Raw genomic sequence first — 18,406 nt, 5'->3', positions numbered from 1 at the left:
ATGCGTGTAATTGCCATCATAAGTGTAGTTATTAGCTGCATATTTTTCAGTGTGAGTAGCTTTTTTTTATTGGCTCAGCCAATTGAAGCCGCAATAGCACAGCCCGAGAAACCCTATGTTTTGCTGATTTCTATTGATGGCTATCGATACGATTACAACCGTCTGCATAAACCCAAACATCTGAGCGAATTTGCTCGCCATGCAGCGCAAGTGACTCGCTTTAAGCCATCGTTTCCCACGGTAACGTTTCCTAACCACATTACCTTAGTCACAGGTTTGTATCCCGCCCATCACGGCATAGTGTCAAACCGTTTTTATAACCATACTCTGCAGCAGCCCTATGGGTTGAATATTAAACAAGCTTTGACCGATGGCCGCTTTTACCATGGGGTTCCATTATGGTCATTAGCGGGTCAACAAGGGTTAAAAAGTGCCAGCTATTTTTGGCCAGGTTCAGAAGCCAAAATTGCGGGTCACCGTCCAGATTATTGGCTGCCTTACAAAGATGATGCGGCAAATAATCAACGAGTACAGCAGGTGTTACAGTGGTTTAATTTGGCCGAAGATCAGCGTCCACAATTTGTGACCTTGTATTTTTCAGACGTTGATACTGCCGGGCATCTCTATGGTCCAACATCAGATAACACCTACCAAGCAGTGCAGAACGTTGACCAAGCCATAGGGCAATTACTGACTGGAATAAAAGCCTTACCCTTTAAAGTGAATGTAATTATCACCTCCGACCATGGCATGACTAAGGTTGACGGATTTGAACGTGTATATACCGACAAACTGTTTGCTGGCAATGAAACGTTAAAAGATAAATTTAGCTTTAACAACGATGCCGCATTTTCGTTAGTGACTGCGACAGGGCAAAACAAACAGCAAGACTTAGCCGCGTTAGAAGCATTAACCCAAAAGGTACCCGGTTTACAGTTTTATCGTCAGCAAGATATACCGGCCAATTTACACTTTAGCGCGAATCCCTCTATTGAAGATGCGGTACTGATCAGTAATCAACACTACATTACTAGTAGCGATGCACGGGCAGGGCGCATTGGTAAGCACGGCTACGATGCCAATGTGATTACCGACATGAATACTGTGTTATATGCTCAAGGACCCGCGTTTAATCAAGTCACCATAGCCAATGCTGAAAACATCCATTTATATCCTCTTATCGCCCATATTTTAGGCTTAACCATAACAGAACCCATAGATGGCCAGTTAACCGTGTTAGCGCCTTTATTAGGCAAATGATTACAGATAACACTCGTCGACGTGTGCCATGATTCATGCTTGTTTATCTCAATCAACATGGGATAAAAAAAGCTAAATAGACATTACGTCCAGTTGCAATATAAGATGATATTGTACAAATGAGTGGTGTTTTGGTGTTACGTTAAGCTTAGTTATTGCAATAACGTCAGCAGATATAACTGTACTACTCGCGTTTTTTTTATGGGCCTAATAGGGCCTGTTGATCTTTCAAGGTTGTTTTTGCAGCGAATTGTTGCTCATTACTTAAACATGAGCTATGAAGCAGAGGCTGTGTGGTGTAGTTATTCTACATAAAAAGCCAATAACGCAGTAGAAATGACCAACAAAAGCTGCCCGAAGGGTTCGGCTAAAAACGTTTTACTCTTTGTTGAGCGAATTTTGCTTAGATTGCTAGGCAGCAATCCACTCGCCTCGATTAAAACGTTTTTATCTCGAACAAAATTTAACCAGCAAAGATCAACAGGCCCTAGCTTTCAATGCAATATTTCTATTGGTGTAAAGCGTGACTATCTTCTGATGTCATCTGAGTTATTAAACCTGCCAACACCTGCTATAGTTTGAGTAGCGATTACCCAGCACCGAATACAGTATGTTCAAGATGAATTTAAAATGAAATCATGGGGTCGTGTTAATTATCCCATTAACATAAAGGTAGTGCCAACCATGACAACAGCAATAGATTATTACTTTACTAGCCTCTCTCCTTATACTTATTTAGGCCACAACACCTTTATCTCGTTGGCAAATAAGTACCACTTAGGGATAAACTATAAGCCCATTAAACTGTCAAAATTATTTGCGGTATTAGGTGTGCTGCCTGTAAAACAGCGCCCACAAGCTCGACAAGACTATCGCTTAATAGAGCTAGCTCGCTGGGCAAAAAAGCGCCAATTACCGCTTAGTCTACATCCGGTTTTTTTCCCTGCAGACCCTAGTTTGGCAGATAAGTGCACGATTGTATTACAGCAAGCTGGGCAAGAGGTCAGCGAGTTTGTCGGCAATGTGCTGGCAGCATGTTGGGCTGCAGATCAAAACATTGCTGATGAGGCAGTTATTAGACAAATATTAACCTCGGTTAATATCGATGCAGACAGTGTTTTACAGCAAGCGCTATTAGCCGATATCGATGCAATATACGAAGCCAACACCTTAGACGCTATCGAGAAAGGTTTGTTGGGTGTGCCAGCTTATGTGTATGAAAAAGAGCAATTTTGGGGACAAGATAGATTAGATTTACTTGATGATAAGCTGAGTGAGTAATGTTATTTAGATGACAGCCTAAAGCAAGATTGCAGTGACTATTTACTGCAGCCTGCATCGATCCCAATAGTTACAGAATGAGCATTGGTTATTTAACAACTTGTTTTAAAAGATAAGTTTAGCTGTATGCTCGACGTTAATGTGCAGTTCTTGCAACAAATAACCTTGCATATAAATAGGCATAATAAGGCGTTAACAATAAATAATATTTATTGTTAACGCCTTATTATCGTCAAATACTTTGCTAAGTGTTTAACCACAACAAATTTACTTTAATTTTGTGATACCAATTAACACGCAAATGATACCCCCCACCATTCCTGCCCAAGCTTCAATAGGCGCATCACCACTTAACGCTCGGCTAAATTGAGAGCCCGCTGAATCATAAATATTGTAGCCCCACATAGCTAAAAAAATACCCGCAATAACAAGCACGATCCCAATAATTTTATTATTCATTCTTACTCCTGACTTTTAAGAGGTCACAGTTGATGAGGTTACAGATAATGGACCTGAAACTAATGGCACTTACGAAATCAATAACGTTTCGTTATTGGGGATCCCCGATAAATTTTCTGTCAATTTCCAGAGAAATGATAGCTTCCATCGAGTCCATTTTAGCTAAAATTGGACTGACAAAAGCTAAACCACTATTACCTATATAAATTACGTTTGTAAATTTTTTATTGTTGTTCATATGCGTTAAATTTATTTCTAATTTGTTCTATTCGCTCCCGATTAACACCAAAGTCAGAGTGTCCGATACGTGAAGCTGATCTGACATGTATGGATATTTTATCGGATATTGTAGATGGGAAATAAAACTCAACATCGTCAACAAACTGCAATACCTGAGAGGTAAACTCAACTCGAATATAATTTTCCTCAACCACGACGATATTTGTTCGCTCCGAGGCCTTTAATATGTGTAAAAGGCGCACTTTCGCTTGTTGCTGCGTTCCGATGAAATCGATCGGTGCTATAAAATGTTCTTCATCTGCTGCTTGTTGACTATTGACACAGTTTGGCGAGTCAGGGCATGGCATTAATTGGCCATCATTTAAGCCCAATGTAGGTACAGTGCCAGAGCAACCCATTAACAGCATCATGCTGAGTGTAATAATTGAAATCTGTTTGTACATTGTTGTCATCCTCTAGTGTTGTCGTATTGTCTTTATGAGTTACGCTGTGTGCGAGGCATAAATCGTTTGTTAGGCTTGGTCGATACCTAGTCAATACTATTTAGTATTATTTAAAGATAGAAATTTGCTTTTTAAGGGGAGGTTAGTAATAGCTCACTCATTATTGGCCACCAAATTCGAGGTGATATTATTACCTCATAAGTGAGATTAGGCAATAAACAGTTATTTTTTAAGTATATGTTCATCAATATCGCTATTGTTGCTTAGGGTGCTTCTCCAGGCTTCGGCACATCATTCTTACTCACTTTCTGCTCTGCTGATACTGCTTTGGCCCACTCATGCTCACAAGCACCGGCTTTAATACCTTCCTGGTTGGTACTTTGCGACGGAGTAAATGAGAGCCTAGTCAGTAGAGGGAAATGATCCGAACCAATCGAAGGTAAGCGTTGAATGTTTTGCAAAGTAAAATGCCGACTGTGAAACAAATGATCCAAAGGCCAATGCAAGAGCGAGTAATCCACGTGAAAAGTGTTAAATGCTCCACGCCCCACGCGCGGATCAAGCAGGCCACTAATTTTACGAAAAAGACGAGTTGTGGCAGACCAAGCCACATCGTTAAGATCACCGGTTACAATCACAGGTTGGTCACTCTCGGCTACACTTCGAGCCACTATCACCAATTCAGCATCTCGCTCCGCCGATTCAGCGTTTTCTGTTGGGCTTGGGGGCGCTGGATGGAGAAAGTGCACGCGAATGTGATCTCCCGTACGTAACGTTAATGTTGCATGTATCGATGGAACATCCTTCTCAACCAAATAGCAGATTTCTTGCTCGCCTAACGGCAAGCGTGAAAACACATGCATACCATAAAGGTTATCCAGAGGACATTTGATGCTGTAGGGCATGTCAGTTTCTAATATCTTAAGTTTGTTTTCCCACCATTGGTCGGATTCCAGTGTGACTAGTACATCAGGCTTATGCTTGTTAACCAGCTGGATCAACGCTTCTGCATTGCGATTTGGTGTGAGTACATTCGATGTGATAATGCTGAGTTGATTGTCGGCATTGAATTCAGTGGAGGTTTTGACCTCCTTGGGAAATAAAAAAGTATAAGGCAATATCCAGCACAACTGCCAGATTAAACACAGCATAGTGACCAAAATCAGTGCCTGTGTATTGATCATTTGAGTGTCGAGAAAAACAACATCAGCGATCAACAGCACCGTTGCCAATATCGTCAACTGCAATCGAGGGAAATCCATGCCCCTGACAATCCAATGCGGATGTCGCGACAAAGGCAACAAAGTAGCTAGTAGGATCAATAGCGTACAAAATGTCAGTATCGTTAACATAGAGAGCCTAGTTTTGTATGGATAATTTTAAGATAACACGACTCGCCAGATCCTCGTGGTTGATATTTTCGCCCAACGCTGGCGCGCGGTGCAGCCTTTGCTCGTTAGTGTTTGTCCAACGTCGGCATAAGTAACCTCAATTCTGGATAATAAAGCTTATCAAACAACCCTATATTTTGCTATCTGCCTTGTTAGCAAAACACATGGCTAATTTGATATTACAGAGTTGAAGTAAACCCGTTTTTAACGATTTATCCCATCTATTATCCAGCGTCGAGGTGAGTAACAAAAGCTCCTTAATCACCCATTCTGGTTCATCAAACTGTACCTAGTGTTCGCAGTTTTGCGCCAATACAGTTTTCTGTGTGGGAAAACGTGCGTCCAACCTTGCCATAGTTCGCCCCATATTTTGGATCTTTATTCGCGAAAAAACAGATACGCAGGCTTATTAGTGATTTTCTATGGAAGCAATCACAGATAGTGGTATATCGTTAATTTACGGATAATCAGGTAAGGGTTGTTTACTCCAAAAATTAACAAACTGACTCGACATGCTATTTTCCTTATCGGCAAGTTTGATCTGTGTTATCTCATGATGACCTTGCTTCAGGTCTATTACGCGTAGCATATCAACATCATGCTCTGACGATGGCTCAAGTTCGTTTACGTTATTAAATGTGGTTTCCGTATAAACAGCAAAGGATAAAGCCATACAAGCTATTAAAAGGTATTCAAAATGAATCCTTAACGCACTAACTTTTATTGAATGGATCGAATAATAAATTAGGCCGAATAAGTAATTGATTTATTTCATATTTTATTGCTATGCCTTTGATGTGAATCTTCTAATCTTTTCTGTTTTACAGCAACAAAACGAGCCAGCACGATTAAAGTATTGAACAAACCTTGAATTAATGTGCATTTCATTTGAAATCAATAGTCTAAATGTCTATATAAAAAAGTGCATGGGTTGATATTTTTGGTAGTCAAATGTGGCGGAGGGATAGCTTGCTTGTAATAAAGAGGAACCCGTGGGTTTAAATGCTACAGACACAAAAAAGCCCTATCATTTCTGATAAGGCTTTTTCATTGAATGTGGCGGAGGGATAGCTTGCTTGTAATAAATAGGAACCCTGGGTTTAAAGTCCTATCTTTCGCCCAATAAAAAGGCCCGCTATAAATAGCAGGCCTTTTTATTTAAATGTGGCGGAGGGATAGGGATTTGAACCCTAGAACGGGATAAACCGTTGCCGGTTTTCAAGACCGGTGCATTCGACCACTCTGCCATCCCTCCGAACAGGGTGGATAATAAGGGTATTGGCGAAAATGTAAAGCCTTGAGGTGTTTAATGGCACAACAAATGTGCAAAATGACACAAATAAGCTCACGGTTGCGCAATATTTATCCTGTATTACCCTGGTGACACTTTTATTATTAGTTAGCCTCTCGACGGGGTGAGTTACCAAAGTCGAGAGGCTAATGACTTTTTCGTGATTAGTTAACCAAACCACGGCGCTTTAATAAGGCGTCGGTAGTGGGTTTTTTACCGGTAAAGTCGATGTAGTCTTGCATCAGATCTTGGCTGTTACCTTTTGACAACACTGTGTCACGGTACTTTTGGCCATTCTCTAGGGTTAATCCACCATTTGACATCATGTAAGAGAATGAGTCAGCAGCAAACACTTCAGTCCATAGGTACGCATAGTAACCTGCTGAATAGCCGCCAGCGAAGCTGTGGCTAAAGTAGGTTGTTTTGTAGCGAGGTGGTACAGGCGTGTAATCTAAACCGTGTTTAGCCAGTGCTTGTTGTTCAAAGGCCGTAACGTCGGTGATTTCAGTTCCAGCAGCAATAGAGTGCCATTCCATATCAAGTAGCGCAGCGGCTAGGTATTCAACCGTATTAAAGCCTTGGTTAAAGGTGTGTGACTTTAATACTTTTGCGAGTAACTCTGCTGGGATTGGTTCGCCCGTTTGGTAGTGCTTAGCGTAATTGGCAAGCACTTGTGGGTCGACGCTCCAGTCTTCATTAGCTTGTGATGGAAACTCAACAAAGTCACGCGCGGTTGCGGTGCCCGCTAGGCTAGGGTAGTTAACTTGTGAGAACAATCCATGGATAGCATGGCCAAATTCGTGGAACATGGTGTTAACTTCGTCGAATGTCATCAGTGTTGGCTGACCTTCGGCTGGCTTAGGAATATTCAGCGCGTTATAGACCACAGGCTTAGTGTTTTGCAAGAATGACTGGGTGACAAGTTCGTCCATCCAGGCGCCGCCACGTTTGCCTTGGCGAGCGTATGGGTCTAGATAGAATAAGCCAATTGAGCTACCGTCTTTGTTAAAGACTTCATAAGCTGACACGTCTTTGTGCCATACCGGTAAGTCATTGCGTGGTTTAATCGTGATGCCGTAGAGTTTGTTCATGGCGAAGAACAAGCCATCGTTTAGTACGGTATTCATTTCAAAATACGGCTTAACTTGGTTGTCGTCTAAGTCATATTTGGCTTTACGTACTTTTTCTGCGTAGTACGCCCAGTCCCATGGCTGAAGTTTGAAATCTTTGCCATCTTTAACAATTTCGGCTTGGATGTCAGCGGCTTCGACTTTGGCCTTAATCAGTGCTTTTGGTGCTAGGTCGTCAAGTATTCCATAAACCGCTTCTGGGTTTTTGGCCATTTGGTCGCCTAAGGAGTATGCCGCCCAAGTTGGGTAACCTAATAGTGTGGCTTTTTGTGCCCGCAGTTGAGCTATTTTGATGTTTAACGGCGCGTTAGTGTCCATGGCGCGATAAGCTGAGGTTTCCCACAGTTGTTTGCGAACATCACGGTTTTTAAGGCTAGACAGTAGCGGCTGAGTGGTGGTGTTCACTAGCGTGATCATGTAGCCCGTTTTGCCAGCATCTTTTGCTGCAGCAGCTAATGATGCGATGTCGCTGTCTGACAAACCATCAAGTTGAGCTTTGTCTTCGATGACGATAACGTCAGCTGTAAATGATTTTAAAACGTTTTGTGAAAAACTGGTTTCAAGTTTGGCTAACTCACCGTTTAGCTCACGCATTTTCGTTTTGTCTGCGACAGATAATTCAGCACCTGCGCGCACAAAACGGTCGTAATACACTTCAACCAAGCGTAAATCTTCGCCTGTTAATGCGGCTTTGTTTTTATATATAACTTGGACGCGAGCAAACAGTTTTTCATCAAGGTAGATGTTGTCTTGGTGTGCGGTTAACTTAGGCACAATCTGTTCTTCAACGCTGATGAAGTTGTCGTCTGAAATAAGTCCTGAAAGATTGAAAAAAACACGTTGAGTTCGGTCTAGTGTGGCTCCGGTTTTTTCTAACGCGACAATGGTGTTGTCAAACGTGGCTGGTTCGCTGTTATTGGTGATAGTTGCGATTTCAGTTTTGTGCTCTAGCATTCCTTGCTTAAATGCAGGCAAGTAGTCGCTGGCTGTAAACTTGTCGAACTGCGGCGCCATGTATTGTAAAGGGCTAGGTGTTAACAGTACGTTGTTGGCAGTTGCAGGAGCTTTAGTCATTGTTTTTGTTGCCTCAGCGGCGGTTTTGTCTGCCATGGCAGTATCTACTGATGGCTCTGAACAGGCGCTGAGCATCAGTGCAGCACTCACTGCAGTGGTAATAAGTGTTTTGCGCATTGAAATATCCTTGGGTCTTTGCCCTTTTAGGTGTTTTTATGCCTATTCGAAATGTAGCTGTGGCGAACAATAGTGACAATAAAAACGTAATGAAATAACCACAATACAATAACAAGACTGCGTCTTGCAGCATAGGTTAAAGGGATAAACTATGATTAATTATTGTAACGAAACTTACCAATAGTGATGTTTGTTAGGTTTTGGGGCATTCTTGGCGCAATTGTAGTGGCAATTTGTGGATATTCGCGTAGCTTAATAGCAATAGATAGTACGATGAGGGTGATAGATGAAAGTTGGTAAGCACGATACAAAACTGCTCAAGCTCGCGATGGAGATTGGCATGGGATACGCGCAAAAGCGTGGTTTTGATGATTTTGGTAAAGGCATTTCGCCAAAAGATAAAGTCGAATGTATTTATCGATTATTGGTTCAAGACAACTTAATCCAACCCTTAGCCGAAGATAAAGACGATGGTCCGAATCGCAAACATAAATTGATATTGTGGATTAGTAAGCAGCTGCCTAAAGAGCATGAATTGTTAAACTAATCAGTGTCCCTATGCGGGGGGGTTAACACTTTGGCGCGCAAAGACCAAGCCTAAATGAAATATTGATTTCGCTTAGGCTTTTTTATATCAATTTTTAGTTGCTATCTGTTGAACTGGATGCAGGGTTAGCGCGACTCAATTTCGACAATTTTTAAACTTATCAACTGCTTTTGCCATTGCTGTTGATTAATATTTTCTATCCATAGGGTATCACTTTGGCGATGCTGTCCTTTACGCAGGTAAGTGTCTGGCATCCTAGGAATAGCTTCCCACGCTTGTAGGTTTTCTTGTTTGATCAGTTCACCTTGGTCGTTATAAAAGCTGGCTTCAACTTCAACCAGGGTGACATGCTCGTTACTGGTGCTGTCAAAATCAAACACTAAACCGACGTTATCATCCTTCCATTTGGTGTCTACAAGGGTGATTTTAATGCCATCTTTGGCCGTGCTGCCTAACAGTTCTGGTTGTGCTAATGCCGCTGCCGTTAAGCGTGTGGTGGCTAGCGTTGAGGTGACCGTGGAAACTGCAGGGTTATTTGTTGTGGCTAGGGGGACATTTGCAGCAACGCTCACCGTTGCGCCTGCCGGCAGGGTTACAGATGCTGAGTCTTGAGTCACTGATACTGGAGCTTGTGTCACTGCCATTTTAGCGGTAATAGCCGCATGGCTGACGGTTTCGGTAATGATGTATTCCCAGGTAAAGTCATCTTTTAGGCGAACATTAGCGCCATTGTCTAAAGTGATGACTGCAACATCGGCGGCCATAGCTACGGGGGCAAGCACCAACAATAGGGTCGATGCGATAACATTAAGCTTGGTTTTCATCTATTCATCCTGATTGAAAATCTTTAATTAATTCTACTTGTTTTCATTGGGTAAATGGAACGTTTTTTAAAGACCGACTGTTACCATCATATCGACTTATGCTGATATTGATAATAGACCTTGTTGTGGTACCTATCGGTGTTCATGCTTGAAAAAGCTAGAATAAAAGCTGATTACATTAGCGATTGCTGAAGGTGACGTAGCTCGTAAAATACAACATTGGTCTTAAAAATGGGTTTTGCTTTACGGTGTAAAGAGTAAACTCATTTATAACATGTAAACTTTATACATGAATAATATTTGAGGAGTAGAGTTATGTTTTGTGTGCAATGTGAGCAAACCATTAGAACACCAGAAGGTAATGGCTGTAGTTACTCGCAAGGAATGTGCGGCAAGTTGGCGTCGACGTCTGATATTCAAGACTTATTAATTTATATGCTGCAAGGCGTGTCTGCTTACGCAATTAAAGCCCGCGAGTTCGGCATTGTAGACAACGACATTGATGTCTTTGTTCCTAAGGCCTTTTTTGCCACACTCACTAACGTAAACTTTGACGATGAACGGTTAATTGATTATGCCTATCAGGCTCAAACCTATCGTGACCAATTAAAAGCCGCTTATATAGCTGCTTGTAAAGACAAAGGCATAGAGCCTGAAATAGTCAGCGCCCAAGGTGAGATATTACTTGGTGCATCTAAGCCTGAAATTTTAGCTCAAGCGCCAATAGCACTGCCTAATCGTGGTGACGTGCATGAAGATATTCTTGGCTTACGCTTATTATGCTTATACGGCTTAAAAGGCGCGGCTGCTTATATGGAGCATGCTCGCGTATTAGACCAAACTGATGTTGATGTGGCTGCTGAGTTCCATAAAATCATGGCATTTTTAGGTGAAGACTCAGTTGATGCTGACAAGTTATTTGCTACCTCAATGGAAATTGGCCAATTAAACTATCGCATTATGGCGATGTTAGATTTAGGCGAAACCACCTCATTTGGCCACCCTGAGCCAACGCAAGTGAATACAAAATCTGTTAAAGGCAAGGCGATTTTAGTGTCTGGCCACGACATGAAAGATTTAGAGCTTATTTTGCAACAAACCGAAGGCAAGGGCATTAATGTCTTTACTCACGGCGAAATGTTACCGGCTCTGGCTTACCCAGCCTTTAAAAAGTACCCGCATTTAGTCGGTAACTACGGCGGCGCTTGGCAGAATCAGCAAAAAGAATTTGCCACTTTCCCTGGTGCAGTGGTGATGACCTCAAACTGTATTATCGACCCTACTGTGGGTGAATACTCTGACCGTATTTATACTCGTAGTATTGTCGGTTGGCCTGGTGTGACCCATGTTGAAGGTGATGACTTTAGCGAAGTGATTAATAAAGCACTCGCGCTTGAAGGCTTTATCTATGATGAAATCCCCCACATGATCACCATTGGTTTTGCTCGCAATGCATTAATGGCTGCAGCACCAACAGTGGTTGAAAACGTTAAGAATGGTTCTATTAAGCACTTCTTCTTAATTGGTGGTTGTGATGGCGACAAATTAGAGCGCAATTACTTTACAGACTTAGCTAAGTCTGTGCCTGATGATTCAATTATTTTGACCTTAGGTTGCGGTAAGTACAAATTCAATAAACTGGAATTTGGCGACATTAACGGTGTGCCACGCTTGCTAGATATTGGCCAGTGTAATGATGCATATTCTGCTATTCAGTTGGCGTTAGCGTTAAAGGACATTTTTGAATGTGACCTTAACGACTTACCGTTAAGCATAGTGTTGTCGTGGTTTGAGCAAAAAGCGATTGTAGTGTTGTTAACCTTGTTGTCTCTTGGGGTGAAAAACATTCGTACTGGCCCAAGTGCACCAGGATTCTTAACCGAAAACCTAGCAAACATTTTAGAGCAACAGTTTGGTTTACGCACCACTACCGATGTTGAAACAGACTTAAAAGCCATGATCAACGTGGCGTAATCTTGTTATAACAATAGTGCATCTAAGCCCAGCTTATTTGCACTATTGCGATTAATGGCACTATGGGATTATCCATATTGCCACCTCTCTTTTTTACTGCGTTAAAGGCATCAAAATGAGTAGTACTCCCTCCGTTGGTTTTTCATTTTCACAAGCGCTTTCTGCCCAAACGGCTAAAAAGGTTACCCCAGTTAGTGATGCTCCACCTGTGGTTGAACCTGCTGTACTGGCAACTCCGAAAGCACTTTTGGCTGCCGATAACTGGCAACGAGGTGAAGTACAGCTTTGCTGTGTTGAAAAATGGAATGAAACCCACGATGTGGTCAGTTTTCGCTTTCAGGGACTTACACCGGTTAAATTTAATTTTAAACCGGGACAGTTTATTACCTTTAAATTAGCGATTAATGGCGACAAGGTTTACCGCAGTTACACTATTTCATCGTCACCTTCACGACCATTTTCATTAGTGATCACGATTAAAAAAATCACTGGTGGCGTGGTGTCTAATTACTTAACTGAGTCGCTGAACGTAGGCGATGAAGTGACTGTTACTGGCCCTGATGGGATATTTAACTTAGTCGATATTGAGGCCGATAAGTACTTATTTTTAAGTGCCGGTTGCGGCGTGACGCCAATGCATTCTATGTCGCGCTGGCTTTGCGATACCACCACCGACAGCGATATTGCCTTTGTACACAGTGCCAAAACGGTTGATGACATTATGTTTGCCAATTCAATGGCGTCGATGGCATCACGAAGCCCAAAATTCAATCTTAATTATGTACTTGAGTCTGACGGCAATAAGCAAAATTTGACTGATAAGCATGCCTCTACTGGTTGTGAAAGTGGTCGCTTAAGTTTACAAACCTTAGTCAAGTTAGTGCCAGATTATCAACAGCGTACCGTATTTGTGTGCGGACCTGAGCCCTACATGGCGGCGGTAAAATTAATGCTTGAAGCTGCCGAATTTGATATGAGCCAGTTCAATCAAGAAAGCTTTGGTGCAAGTAGTGCTATGGGGTTGAAAGCCGCGATGGAAAGTAATCCATCTACCGAGCAGTTTATGTTGAGCATTGGCGATAAACAGATCCCATTAACGGGCAATCAAACGCTATTAGATGGTATTGAGTCTGCAAAGTTACCGATTATTGCTGCTTGTCGTTCTGGCGTATGCGGGGCGTGTAAATGTCAGGTTGTTTCGGGCACCACTGAGTCGTCTAGTAAGATGGCATTAACGGCTGAAGAAATTGCGGCAGGTTTTGTGTTGGCATGTTCGACCAAAATAACCTCAAATGTGCGCTTACAAATGTAATGGGTATGATCCAAGGGTGCGTCAGTTGACGTATCCGCCCTTAATGATGGTACATACTCTAATCCTGCTTTGTGTCCTAACTGGCGAAGGTTAAAACAGTGGTGTCATTGAGGGAATGAGGTATTGCTGGGCAAAAGCATTGGCATCTACCGGTTTTCCCAGATAATAACCCTGCCATATATTGGCTCCTTGCTTGGCAACAAAATCGGCTTGAAATTGATTTTCGACCCCTTCTGCCACTAATGACAACTGTAAGTTATTGGCCATGGCGATAATGGTGTTCACCAACTGTCGGCTCTGTTCTGAGGTTTCAAGATTGTGAATAAAACTGCGATCAATTTTAATTGAGTTAAAAGGGTAATACTGCAAATAACTGAGTGATGAATAGCCAGTACCAAAATCATCTAACGACAAACGGATCCCCTTCCGATGTAACTTGCTCAGTACTTCTTGGGCATATGCGGCATCATGTATTAACGCATTTTCTGTTAGCTCAATCTCAAGCAAATGGCCGGGTATTTTGTATAACTCAAGCAAGTTAACAATTTTATCGACCAAGTAGCTGTCTTTGAGTTGTACTGGAGACAAATTGATCGCCAGATAAAAATCTTGATTGTATATTTCGCGCCAATAAGCTAACTGTTTCAGAGCGCTTCTTAATACAAAATAACCGATTTCAATGATTTGCCCTGAATGTTCTGCAATTTCAATAAAGTCGACCGGTGAAACTTGGCCTAAAATTGGGTTATGCCATCTTATAAGTACTTCGGCGCCGACAACACTTTGGCTTTGGGTGTTTACAAAAGGTTGATAATGCAATGACAACTCATCGCGCTGCAGTGCCGCCCTTAATAATGATTCCATTTTTATACGACTAGACAGTTCAGATTCCATTTTTGGGTTAAAAAACTTATAGCTATTGTTATTACCCATTTCACAATTTGATAGCGCGGCGCTGGATTTTCTTGATAGGTCCATAAATCCACTACCATCATTGGGGTAAAATGCGACTCCCATTGCTGTGGTAATGGAGAGTGATAATTCATCAACATAAATATCTTGGCTAAATTGCTGACATAAGCGGCTGCAAAAAACCGCCATCTTGTTGGCATACTGCTGTTTTTTGGTCGGGATAATGATGCAGAATGTGGTTTCACTGAAAATGGCAAGATAGGTACTATTATTAGTAAAGAGTTGCAGTTTTTGGACAACGGTATTGCGCACTTTGTCACTTATGTCATAACCAAATCCGTCTTGAATTCTCTTTAGGTTAGTGATGCTGAAATGAATTATCGAAATACTAGTCAACTCATTTTTTGCAATAAGTTTGTTAAACACTTTTTCGAGCTGGTTAAATTTAGGCAAACCAGTGACGGAGTCGAAACGTTGCTGGATATCTAATAGTTTTTCCGCCGCGATGCGTGAATCGATTTCTTGCATTAAATCGCTGTTAAGCTTCTCTAATTCAAAGGTGCGCTGTGCAATACTGGTTTCTAAATGTAAATTGGCTTGTGCAAGTTTTTCCTTTTGCGCTAACATTTCTAGATTACCTTCAATACAGCGACGAAAACACTCCATCAACATCATAAGGTCGCCTGAGTAACTATTTGCTTTTATGTCTAGCATGCAAATGGTGCCAAAAGGCTCCCCATCGGGCCAATTGAGGGGTAAGCCATAATAAGACATCATACCTACTGCAAGCGCAGGGTTTGTGCACCATTTGGGATCTTCTAGGGCATTTTCGACATGTAATTTAGTTTGTTGAACAATCACTGATTCGCAATATAAACCATGACCCAGCGAGTCCTTCATCCCAGCCGCAAATGGACTGTTAGTATTATTGTTGGCAACAAAGACTTCTAATTCATGAGTATGAAGTTTCATGATTAATGATGCTGGCACTTTAGCGACCTTGGCGATGAGGTCTACTGTGGTTTGCCAAGACGTTAGCATTTCTGCTGGTATCGCAATAGTGTTGTTTTTCAACATCGTATTATCCCTACTTTCATTGTCTTGTTACTCAATAAACAGACCGTTTGTATATTAAAAAACGTTAACAGCTTGCCATTTTGTAAGGTGCGCACATTCGAGTTAATCACTAACAGCTATATTGTTAGCTCTATATAAACCTATATAAAGGTATATAAAGGTATATAAAGGTATATAAACCTATATATTATTTTAATCACATATCAACATGCTATTACATAATGTGAGGCCATGAATGAAGGGGAAATACCGATCAGGTAATTTCTAAAGAGTCCATTCTGTTGCTACATAACAGGTCTAGCAATGTTAAGTGCAGTAGTTGCTCTTCTTCCATGAATCTCATATCGCTCTTTTACACCGTACGCTTACACAGCACTCTTACAACCTAAGATAAATGCTCTATAACAGTGTTAGTCATAAATATCGTTTGTACGCTTCAATCTATACGGTTTTTATTTAACTTTAACGCTCAATCAGCGACAGGATAAATAGATAAAAACCACTTTGATAACCGACTATTACCCCGAGCTGAGGTTATTTATCAACCTACTCAAATAAGTTGTGTTATGCAAACATTAATTAAACTTATATTAGGTGATCCGAATTCACTCTGTGGCAGAGCGAATACGGATATACAACTGAGTCGTCAGCGAGCCGTTAAATCTGTCCTCGATCGAGTATAGGCGGGTTAAGGGGTTGTTGTGACATTTATGTTGTTTAATTTATTTAGTTAACATTTCATGGAACAATAATTTTCATGTTCTTTGTTATAACGGCTTATATCATCACCAGCTTAGGCCATTTTATAAAGTGGATTTGTTTGTGGGAGGCTAGCTTGGGACAAAAATAAGCCAGCAGCACCGAGTGTGTTCTGATGGCAAAGCCGGTTATCCTTTTGCGGCTTGCGATCTTTTTTAGTGACTAGATTTAGTACTTAGATTTAGTACTTAGATTTAGAGCTTAGCGTTAGTACTTAGATAAGTACTCGTTAGTTGCCGTTCAATAACATGACATAACGATTAAAAGTAAATTCATCTCGTTGGAATTGAGAATGAAATGTCATGCCTAACTTAGTGGCCACGTTGATCGAGCCGCTATTGGCATCAACAACATCGGCATAAACAAGGTCTAGTGACATGTGCTCTTTAGCGTATGCAATGCAGGCGAGATTGGCTTCTGTGGCTAAGCCAATACCCCAGTAGTCAGGGTGTAGGCGATAACCAATATCGATGGCATTAATACGAGTTTCATTTTTAAAACCGCAAAAACCAATCACAGTATTGGTTTCTTTAAATACCACAGCCCAACGGCCAAAACCGTATTGCTGATATTCAACTAACCAAATATTGGCAATGATATTTTCGGCGTCGGTTAATGTTGTGCACATTCCTGCGTCACCGGTATAGAGGCTGACTTGTTCTGGAGTATTGAAGTGTAATACGGCTGGCGCGTCATCAAGGGTAAATTGTCGAATAATTAGCCTGGGTGTTTCAGTAATGACTGTCATTGGTTTCCCTTACTATTATTTTTATGTCCGCAATGACTTAATCACTATGCCACTACAAACCTTATCCCTTAATTGGCTTGGGGTTAACGAAAACCCATTATAAAGTAGCTTAAGCTTATGCTAGATTAACATACTCAATTCCCGACAATTAAGAATAATAATATGACCTGCTTACGTGTTGCATATCCCTTATTGGCGTTAGTGTTTTCAGTTTCGTTGTTGTCATTTACGGTTAGCGCGAGCGATCTTGATCTCTCTGTAACTAAAGCATTACCTAAACTGGAGCAGCTTTATTTACACCTTCATCAACACCCTGAATTGTCATATCAAGAAAAAGCCACTAGCCAACGCATGGCGCAAGAACTGAAACAATTAGGATTTGAGGTGACTGCTAATTTTGGTGGTTATGGTGTGGTCGGCATCGTTAAAAATGGTAAAGGACCAGTGGTGATGATCCGTGCTGATATTGATGGATTGCCTATTATTGAGCAAACCGGTAAACAATATGCCTCAACGGTTACCACGCAAGATGCGAACAATAATACGGTTGGGATTATGCATGGTTGTGGCCACGATATTCACATGACCAGTTTAATTGGCACTGCACAACAATTAATGCTTCACAAAGCTGATTGGCAAGGCACGTTAATGATGGTGGCTCAACCTGCAGAAGAGGTTGGCGGCGGCGCCAAAGCCATGCTCAAACAGGGTTTGTTTAGCCAATTCCCGACACCAGACAGCATTATTGGTTTGCATGTGAGTGCGTCAATCCCAGCGGGTAAAGTAGGTACCGTAAGTGGTTATGCCTTGGCGAATGTTGATTCGGTTGATATTACCATTAAGGGTAAAGGTGGCCATGGGGCTTATCCGCACGCCACCATCGATCCGGTAGTACTTGCTGCGCGCACCGTACTTGCACTGCAAACTATTGTGAGCCGCGAGGTGTCGCCGTTAGAGCCTAATGTGGTGACTGTGGGCTCGATTCATGGAGGCTCAAAACACAATATTATTTCCGATGAAGTGAAGCTTCAGCTGACCTTGCGCTCGTATAATCCTAAGGTGCGTGAGCAGCAAATGGCGGCGATTAAACGTATTACTACAGGTATTGCATTGAGCGCAGGCTTAGCAGATGAGTTAATGCCTGTGGTGTATGTGCATGATGATGAAACCATTCCGTCAACCTATAATCATCCAGCGTTAGCCGCTAAGGTTAAAGCCAGTATCGAAGCCGAATTAGGCAGCGATAATGTACTGGTGGCGCCACCGGTAATGGCTGGCGAAGATTTTGGTTTATATGGACTGACACCAGAGAAACGCCCTATTACTTTATTTTGGCTTGGCGCGGTAGAACCTAGCCAGTATCAAGCAAGTGTTGAGTCGGGCGATACCTTGCCGTCTTTGCATTCTAGCCAGTTTGCGCCAGATTATCCGTTAACCATCCGAACAGGCGTTCGGGCAATGACGCGCACCGCGATGGATTTATTTAATCAGCCCGCCCAATAAGTGGAAAATGTAAAGGGCAGGGATTTCATTCAAGGATAAGCGTAATAGCCGCCTTCGGTACTAT

At 41.9% G+C, this 18,406-nt stretch carries 14 protein-coding genes and 1 tRNA gene; 6 read left to right on the top strand and 9 right to left on the bottom strand.

The window, feature by feature from the left end; all coding sequences use genetic code 11:
* Positions 1-69 precede the first annotated feature (69 nt).
* Together AAEY93_RS01405 and AAEY93_RS01400 are read left to right on the top strand one after the other, a co-directional pair.
* The gene (locus AAEY93_RS01405) at positions 70-1,260 is read left to right on the top strand and encodes an alkaline phosphatase family protein (protein ID WP_351074553.1); all 1,191 of its coding nucleotides are present in this window, start codon (positions 70-72) and stop codon (positions 1,258-1,260) included.
* 684 nt (positions 1,261-1,944) lie between these two features.
* Positions 1,945-2,541: a 2-hydroxychromene-2-carboxylate isomerase gene (locus tag AAEY93_RS01400; RefSeq protein ID WP_124012604.1), complete on the top strand. Its 597-nt coding sequence runs from the start codon at positions 1,945-1,947 to the stop codon at positions 2,539-2,541.
* 267 nt (positions 2,542-2,808) lie between these two features.
* On the opposite strand, the gene AAEY93_RS01395 is transcribed toward AAEY93_RS01400, so the two are convergent.
* The 6 genes from AAEY93_RS01395 to AAEY93_RS01370 form a co-directional block, all read right to left on the bottom strand.
* Positions 2,809-3,000 (bottom strand): DUF3185 family protein, encoded by a 192-nt coding sequence (locus AAEY93_RS01395; RefSeq protein WP_124012603.1) that lies wholly within the window; start codon positions 2,998-3,000, stop codon positions 2,809-2,811.
* A 224-nt stretch (positions 3,001-3,224) separates the two neighbouring features.
* Entirely contained in the window at positions 3,225-3,683 is a 459-nt protein-coding gene (locus AAEY93_RS01390) for a DUF1499 domain-containing protein (protein WP_101033927.1), read from the bottom strand.
* A gap of 263 nt (positions 3,684-3,946) precedes the next feature.
* Positions 3,947-4,945 (bottom strand): endonuclease/exonuclease/phosphatase family protein, encoded by a 999-nt coding sequence (locus AAEY93_RS01385; protein ID WP_351074550.1) that lies wholly within the window; start codon positions 4,943-4,945, stop codon positions 3,947-3,949.
* A 586-nt stretch (positions 4,946-5,531) separates the two neighbouring features.
* Positions 5,532-5,747, bottom strand: coding sequence for a hypothetical protein (locus AAEY93_RS01380; RefSeq protein ID WP_124012600.1), 216 nt, complete (start codon positions 5,745-5,747; stop codon positions 5,532-5,534).
* 492 nt (positions 5,748-6,239) lie between these two features.
* A tRNA-Ser gene (locus AAEY93_RS01375) sits at positions 6,240-6,329 on the bottom strand.
* 200 nt (positions 6,330-6,529) lie between these two features.
* On the bottom strand, positions 6,530-8,686 hold the full coding sequence (locus tag AAEY93_RS01370) for a M3 family metallopeptidase (protein ID WP_124012599.1): 2,157 nt from the start codon (positions 8,684-8,686) through the stop codon (positions 6,530-6,532).
* Between the two features lie 286 nt (positions 8,687-8,972).
* Here AAEY93_RS01370 and AAEY93_RS01365 point away from each other — a divergent pair, with 286 nt between their 5' ends.
* Complete coding sequence (locus tag AAEY93_RS01365) at positions 8,973-9,233, top strand: DUF5062 family protein (protein WP_101033932.1); 261 nt, start codon at positions 8,973-8,975, stop codon at positions 9,231-9,233.
* A 125-nt stretch (positions 9,234-9,358) separates the two neighbouring features.
* On the opposite strand, the gene AAEY93_RS01360 is transcribed toward AAEY93_RS01365, so the two are convergent.
* On the bottom strand, positions 9,359-10,057 hold the full coding sequence (locus AAEY93_RS01360; RefSeq protein ID WP_351074547.1) for a DUF3157 family protein: 699 nt from the start codon (positions 10,055-10,057) through the stop codon (positions 9,359-9,361).
* Positions 10,058-10,372: 315 nt separating this feature from the next.
* On the opposite strand from AAEY93_RS01360, the gene hcp reads away from it, so the two are divergent.
* Positions 10,373-12,031: a hydroxylamine reductase gene (hcp, locus tag AAEY93_RS01355; RefSeq protein WP_351074545.1), complete on the top strand. Its 1,659-nt coding sequence runs from the start codon at positions 10,373-10,375 to the stop codon at positions 12,029-12,031.
* Between the two features lie 115 nt (positions 12,032-12,146).
* Positions 12,147-13,343, top strand: a complete 1,197-nt coding sequence (locus AAEY93_RS01350) for an FAD-binding oxidoreductase (protein ID WP_351074544.1) — start codon at positions 12,147-12,149, stop codon at positions 13,341-13,343.
* 90 nt (positions 13,344-13,433) lie between these two features.
* On the opposite strand, the gene AAEY93_RS01345 is transcribed toward AAEY93_RS01350, so the two are convergent.
* Both AAEY93_RS01345 and AAEY93_RS01340 read right to left on the bottom strand, forming a co-directional pair.
* Positions 13,434-15,332: a sensor domain-containing phosphodiesterase gene (locus AAEY93_RS01345; protein WP_124012595.1), complete on the bottom strand. Its 1,899-nt coding sequence runs from the start codon at positions 15,330-15,332 to the stop codon at positions 13,434-13,436.
* A gap of 988 nt (positions 15,333-16,320) precedes the next feature.
* Entirely contained in the window at positions 16,321-16,839 is a 519-nt protein-coding gene (locus tag AAEY93_RS01340) for a GNAT family N-acetyltransferase (RefSeq protein WP_124012594.1), read from the bottom strand.
* Between the two features lie 162 nt (positions 16,840-17,001).
* On the opposite strand from AAEY93_RS01340, the gene AAEY93_RS01335 reads away from it, so the two are divergent.
* Positions 17,002-18,342 (top strand): M20 metallopeptidase family protein, encoded by a 1,341-nt coding sequence (locus AAEY93_RS01335; RefSeq protein ID WP_124012593.1) that lies wholly within the window; start codon positions 17,002-17,004, stop codon positions 18,340-18,342.
* Positions 18,343-18,406: the final 64 nt, after the last annotated feature.

This window comes from Shewanella sp. CAL98-MNA-CIBAN-0140, from assembly GCF_040309905.1.
Taxonomy (GTDB): Bacteria; Pseudomonadota; Gammaproteobacteria; order Enterobacterales; family Shewanellaceae; genus Shewanella; species Shewanella psychromarinicola.
Note: the sequence above shows the minus strand (reverse complement) of the source record. Positions and strands in the feature narration are given on the sequence as shown.

Bases quoted from the DNA above. Each gene is read 5' to 3' on its own strand.
- AAEY93_RS01400 (WP_124012604.1), top strand. From the start codon at position 1,945: ATGACAACAGCAATAGATTATTACTTTACTAGCCTCTCTCCTTATACT.
- AAEY93_RS01395 (WP_124012603.1), bottom strand. From the start codon at position 3,000: ATGAATAATAAAATTATTGGGATCGTGCTTGTTATTGCGGGTATTTTT.
- AAEY93_RS01390 (WP_101033927.1), bottom strand. From the start codon at position 3,683: ATGTACAAACAGATTTCAATTATTACACTCAGCATGATGCTGTTAATG.
- AAEY93_RS01385 (WP_351074550.1), bottom strand. From the start codon at position 4,945: ATGGATTTCCCTCGATTGCAGTTGACGATATTGGCAACGGTGCTGTTG.
- AAEY93_RS01380 (WP_124012600.1), bottom strand. From the start codon at position 5,747: ATGGCTTTATCCTTTGCTGTTTATACGGAAACCACATTTAATAACGTA.
- AAEY93_RS01370 (WP_124012599.1), bottom strand. From the start codon at position 8,686: ATGCGCAAAACACTTATTACCACTGCAGTGAGTGCTGCACTGATGCTC.
- AAEY93_RS01365 (WP_101033932.1), top strand. From the start codon at position 8,973: ATGAAAGTTGGTAAGCACGATACAAAACTGCTCAAGCTCGCGATGGAG.
- AAEY93_RS01360 (WP_351074547.1), bottom strand. From the start codon at position 10,057: ATGAAAACCAAGCTTAATGTTATCGCATCGACCCTATTGTTGGTGCTT.
- hcp (WP_351074545.1), top strand. From the start codon at position 10,373: ATGTTTTGTGTGCAATGTGAGCAAACCATTAGAACACCAGAAGGTAAT.
- AAEY93_RS01350 (WP_351074544.1), top strand. From the start codon at position 12,147: ATGAGTAGTACTCCCTCCGTTGGTTTTTCATTTTCACAAGCGCTTTCT.
- AAEY93_RS01345 (WP_124012595.1), bottom strand. From the start codon at position 15,332: ATGTTGAAAAACAACACTATTGCGATACCAGCAGAAATGCTAACGTCT.
- AAEY93_RS01340 (WP_124012594.1), bottom strand. From the start codon at position 16,839: ATGACAGTCATTACTGAAACACCCAGGCTAATTATTCGACAATTTACC.
- AAEY93_RS01335 (WP_124012593.1), top strand. From the start codon at position 17,002: ATGACCTGCTTACGTGTTGCATATCCCTTATTGGCGTTAGTGTTTTCA.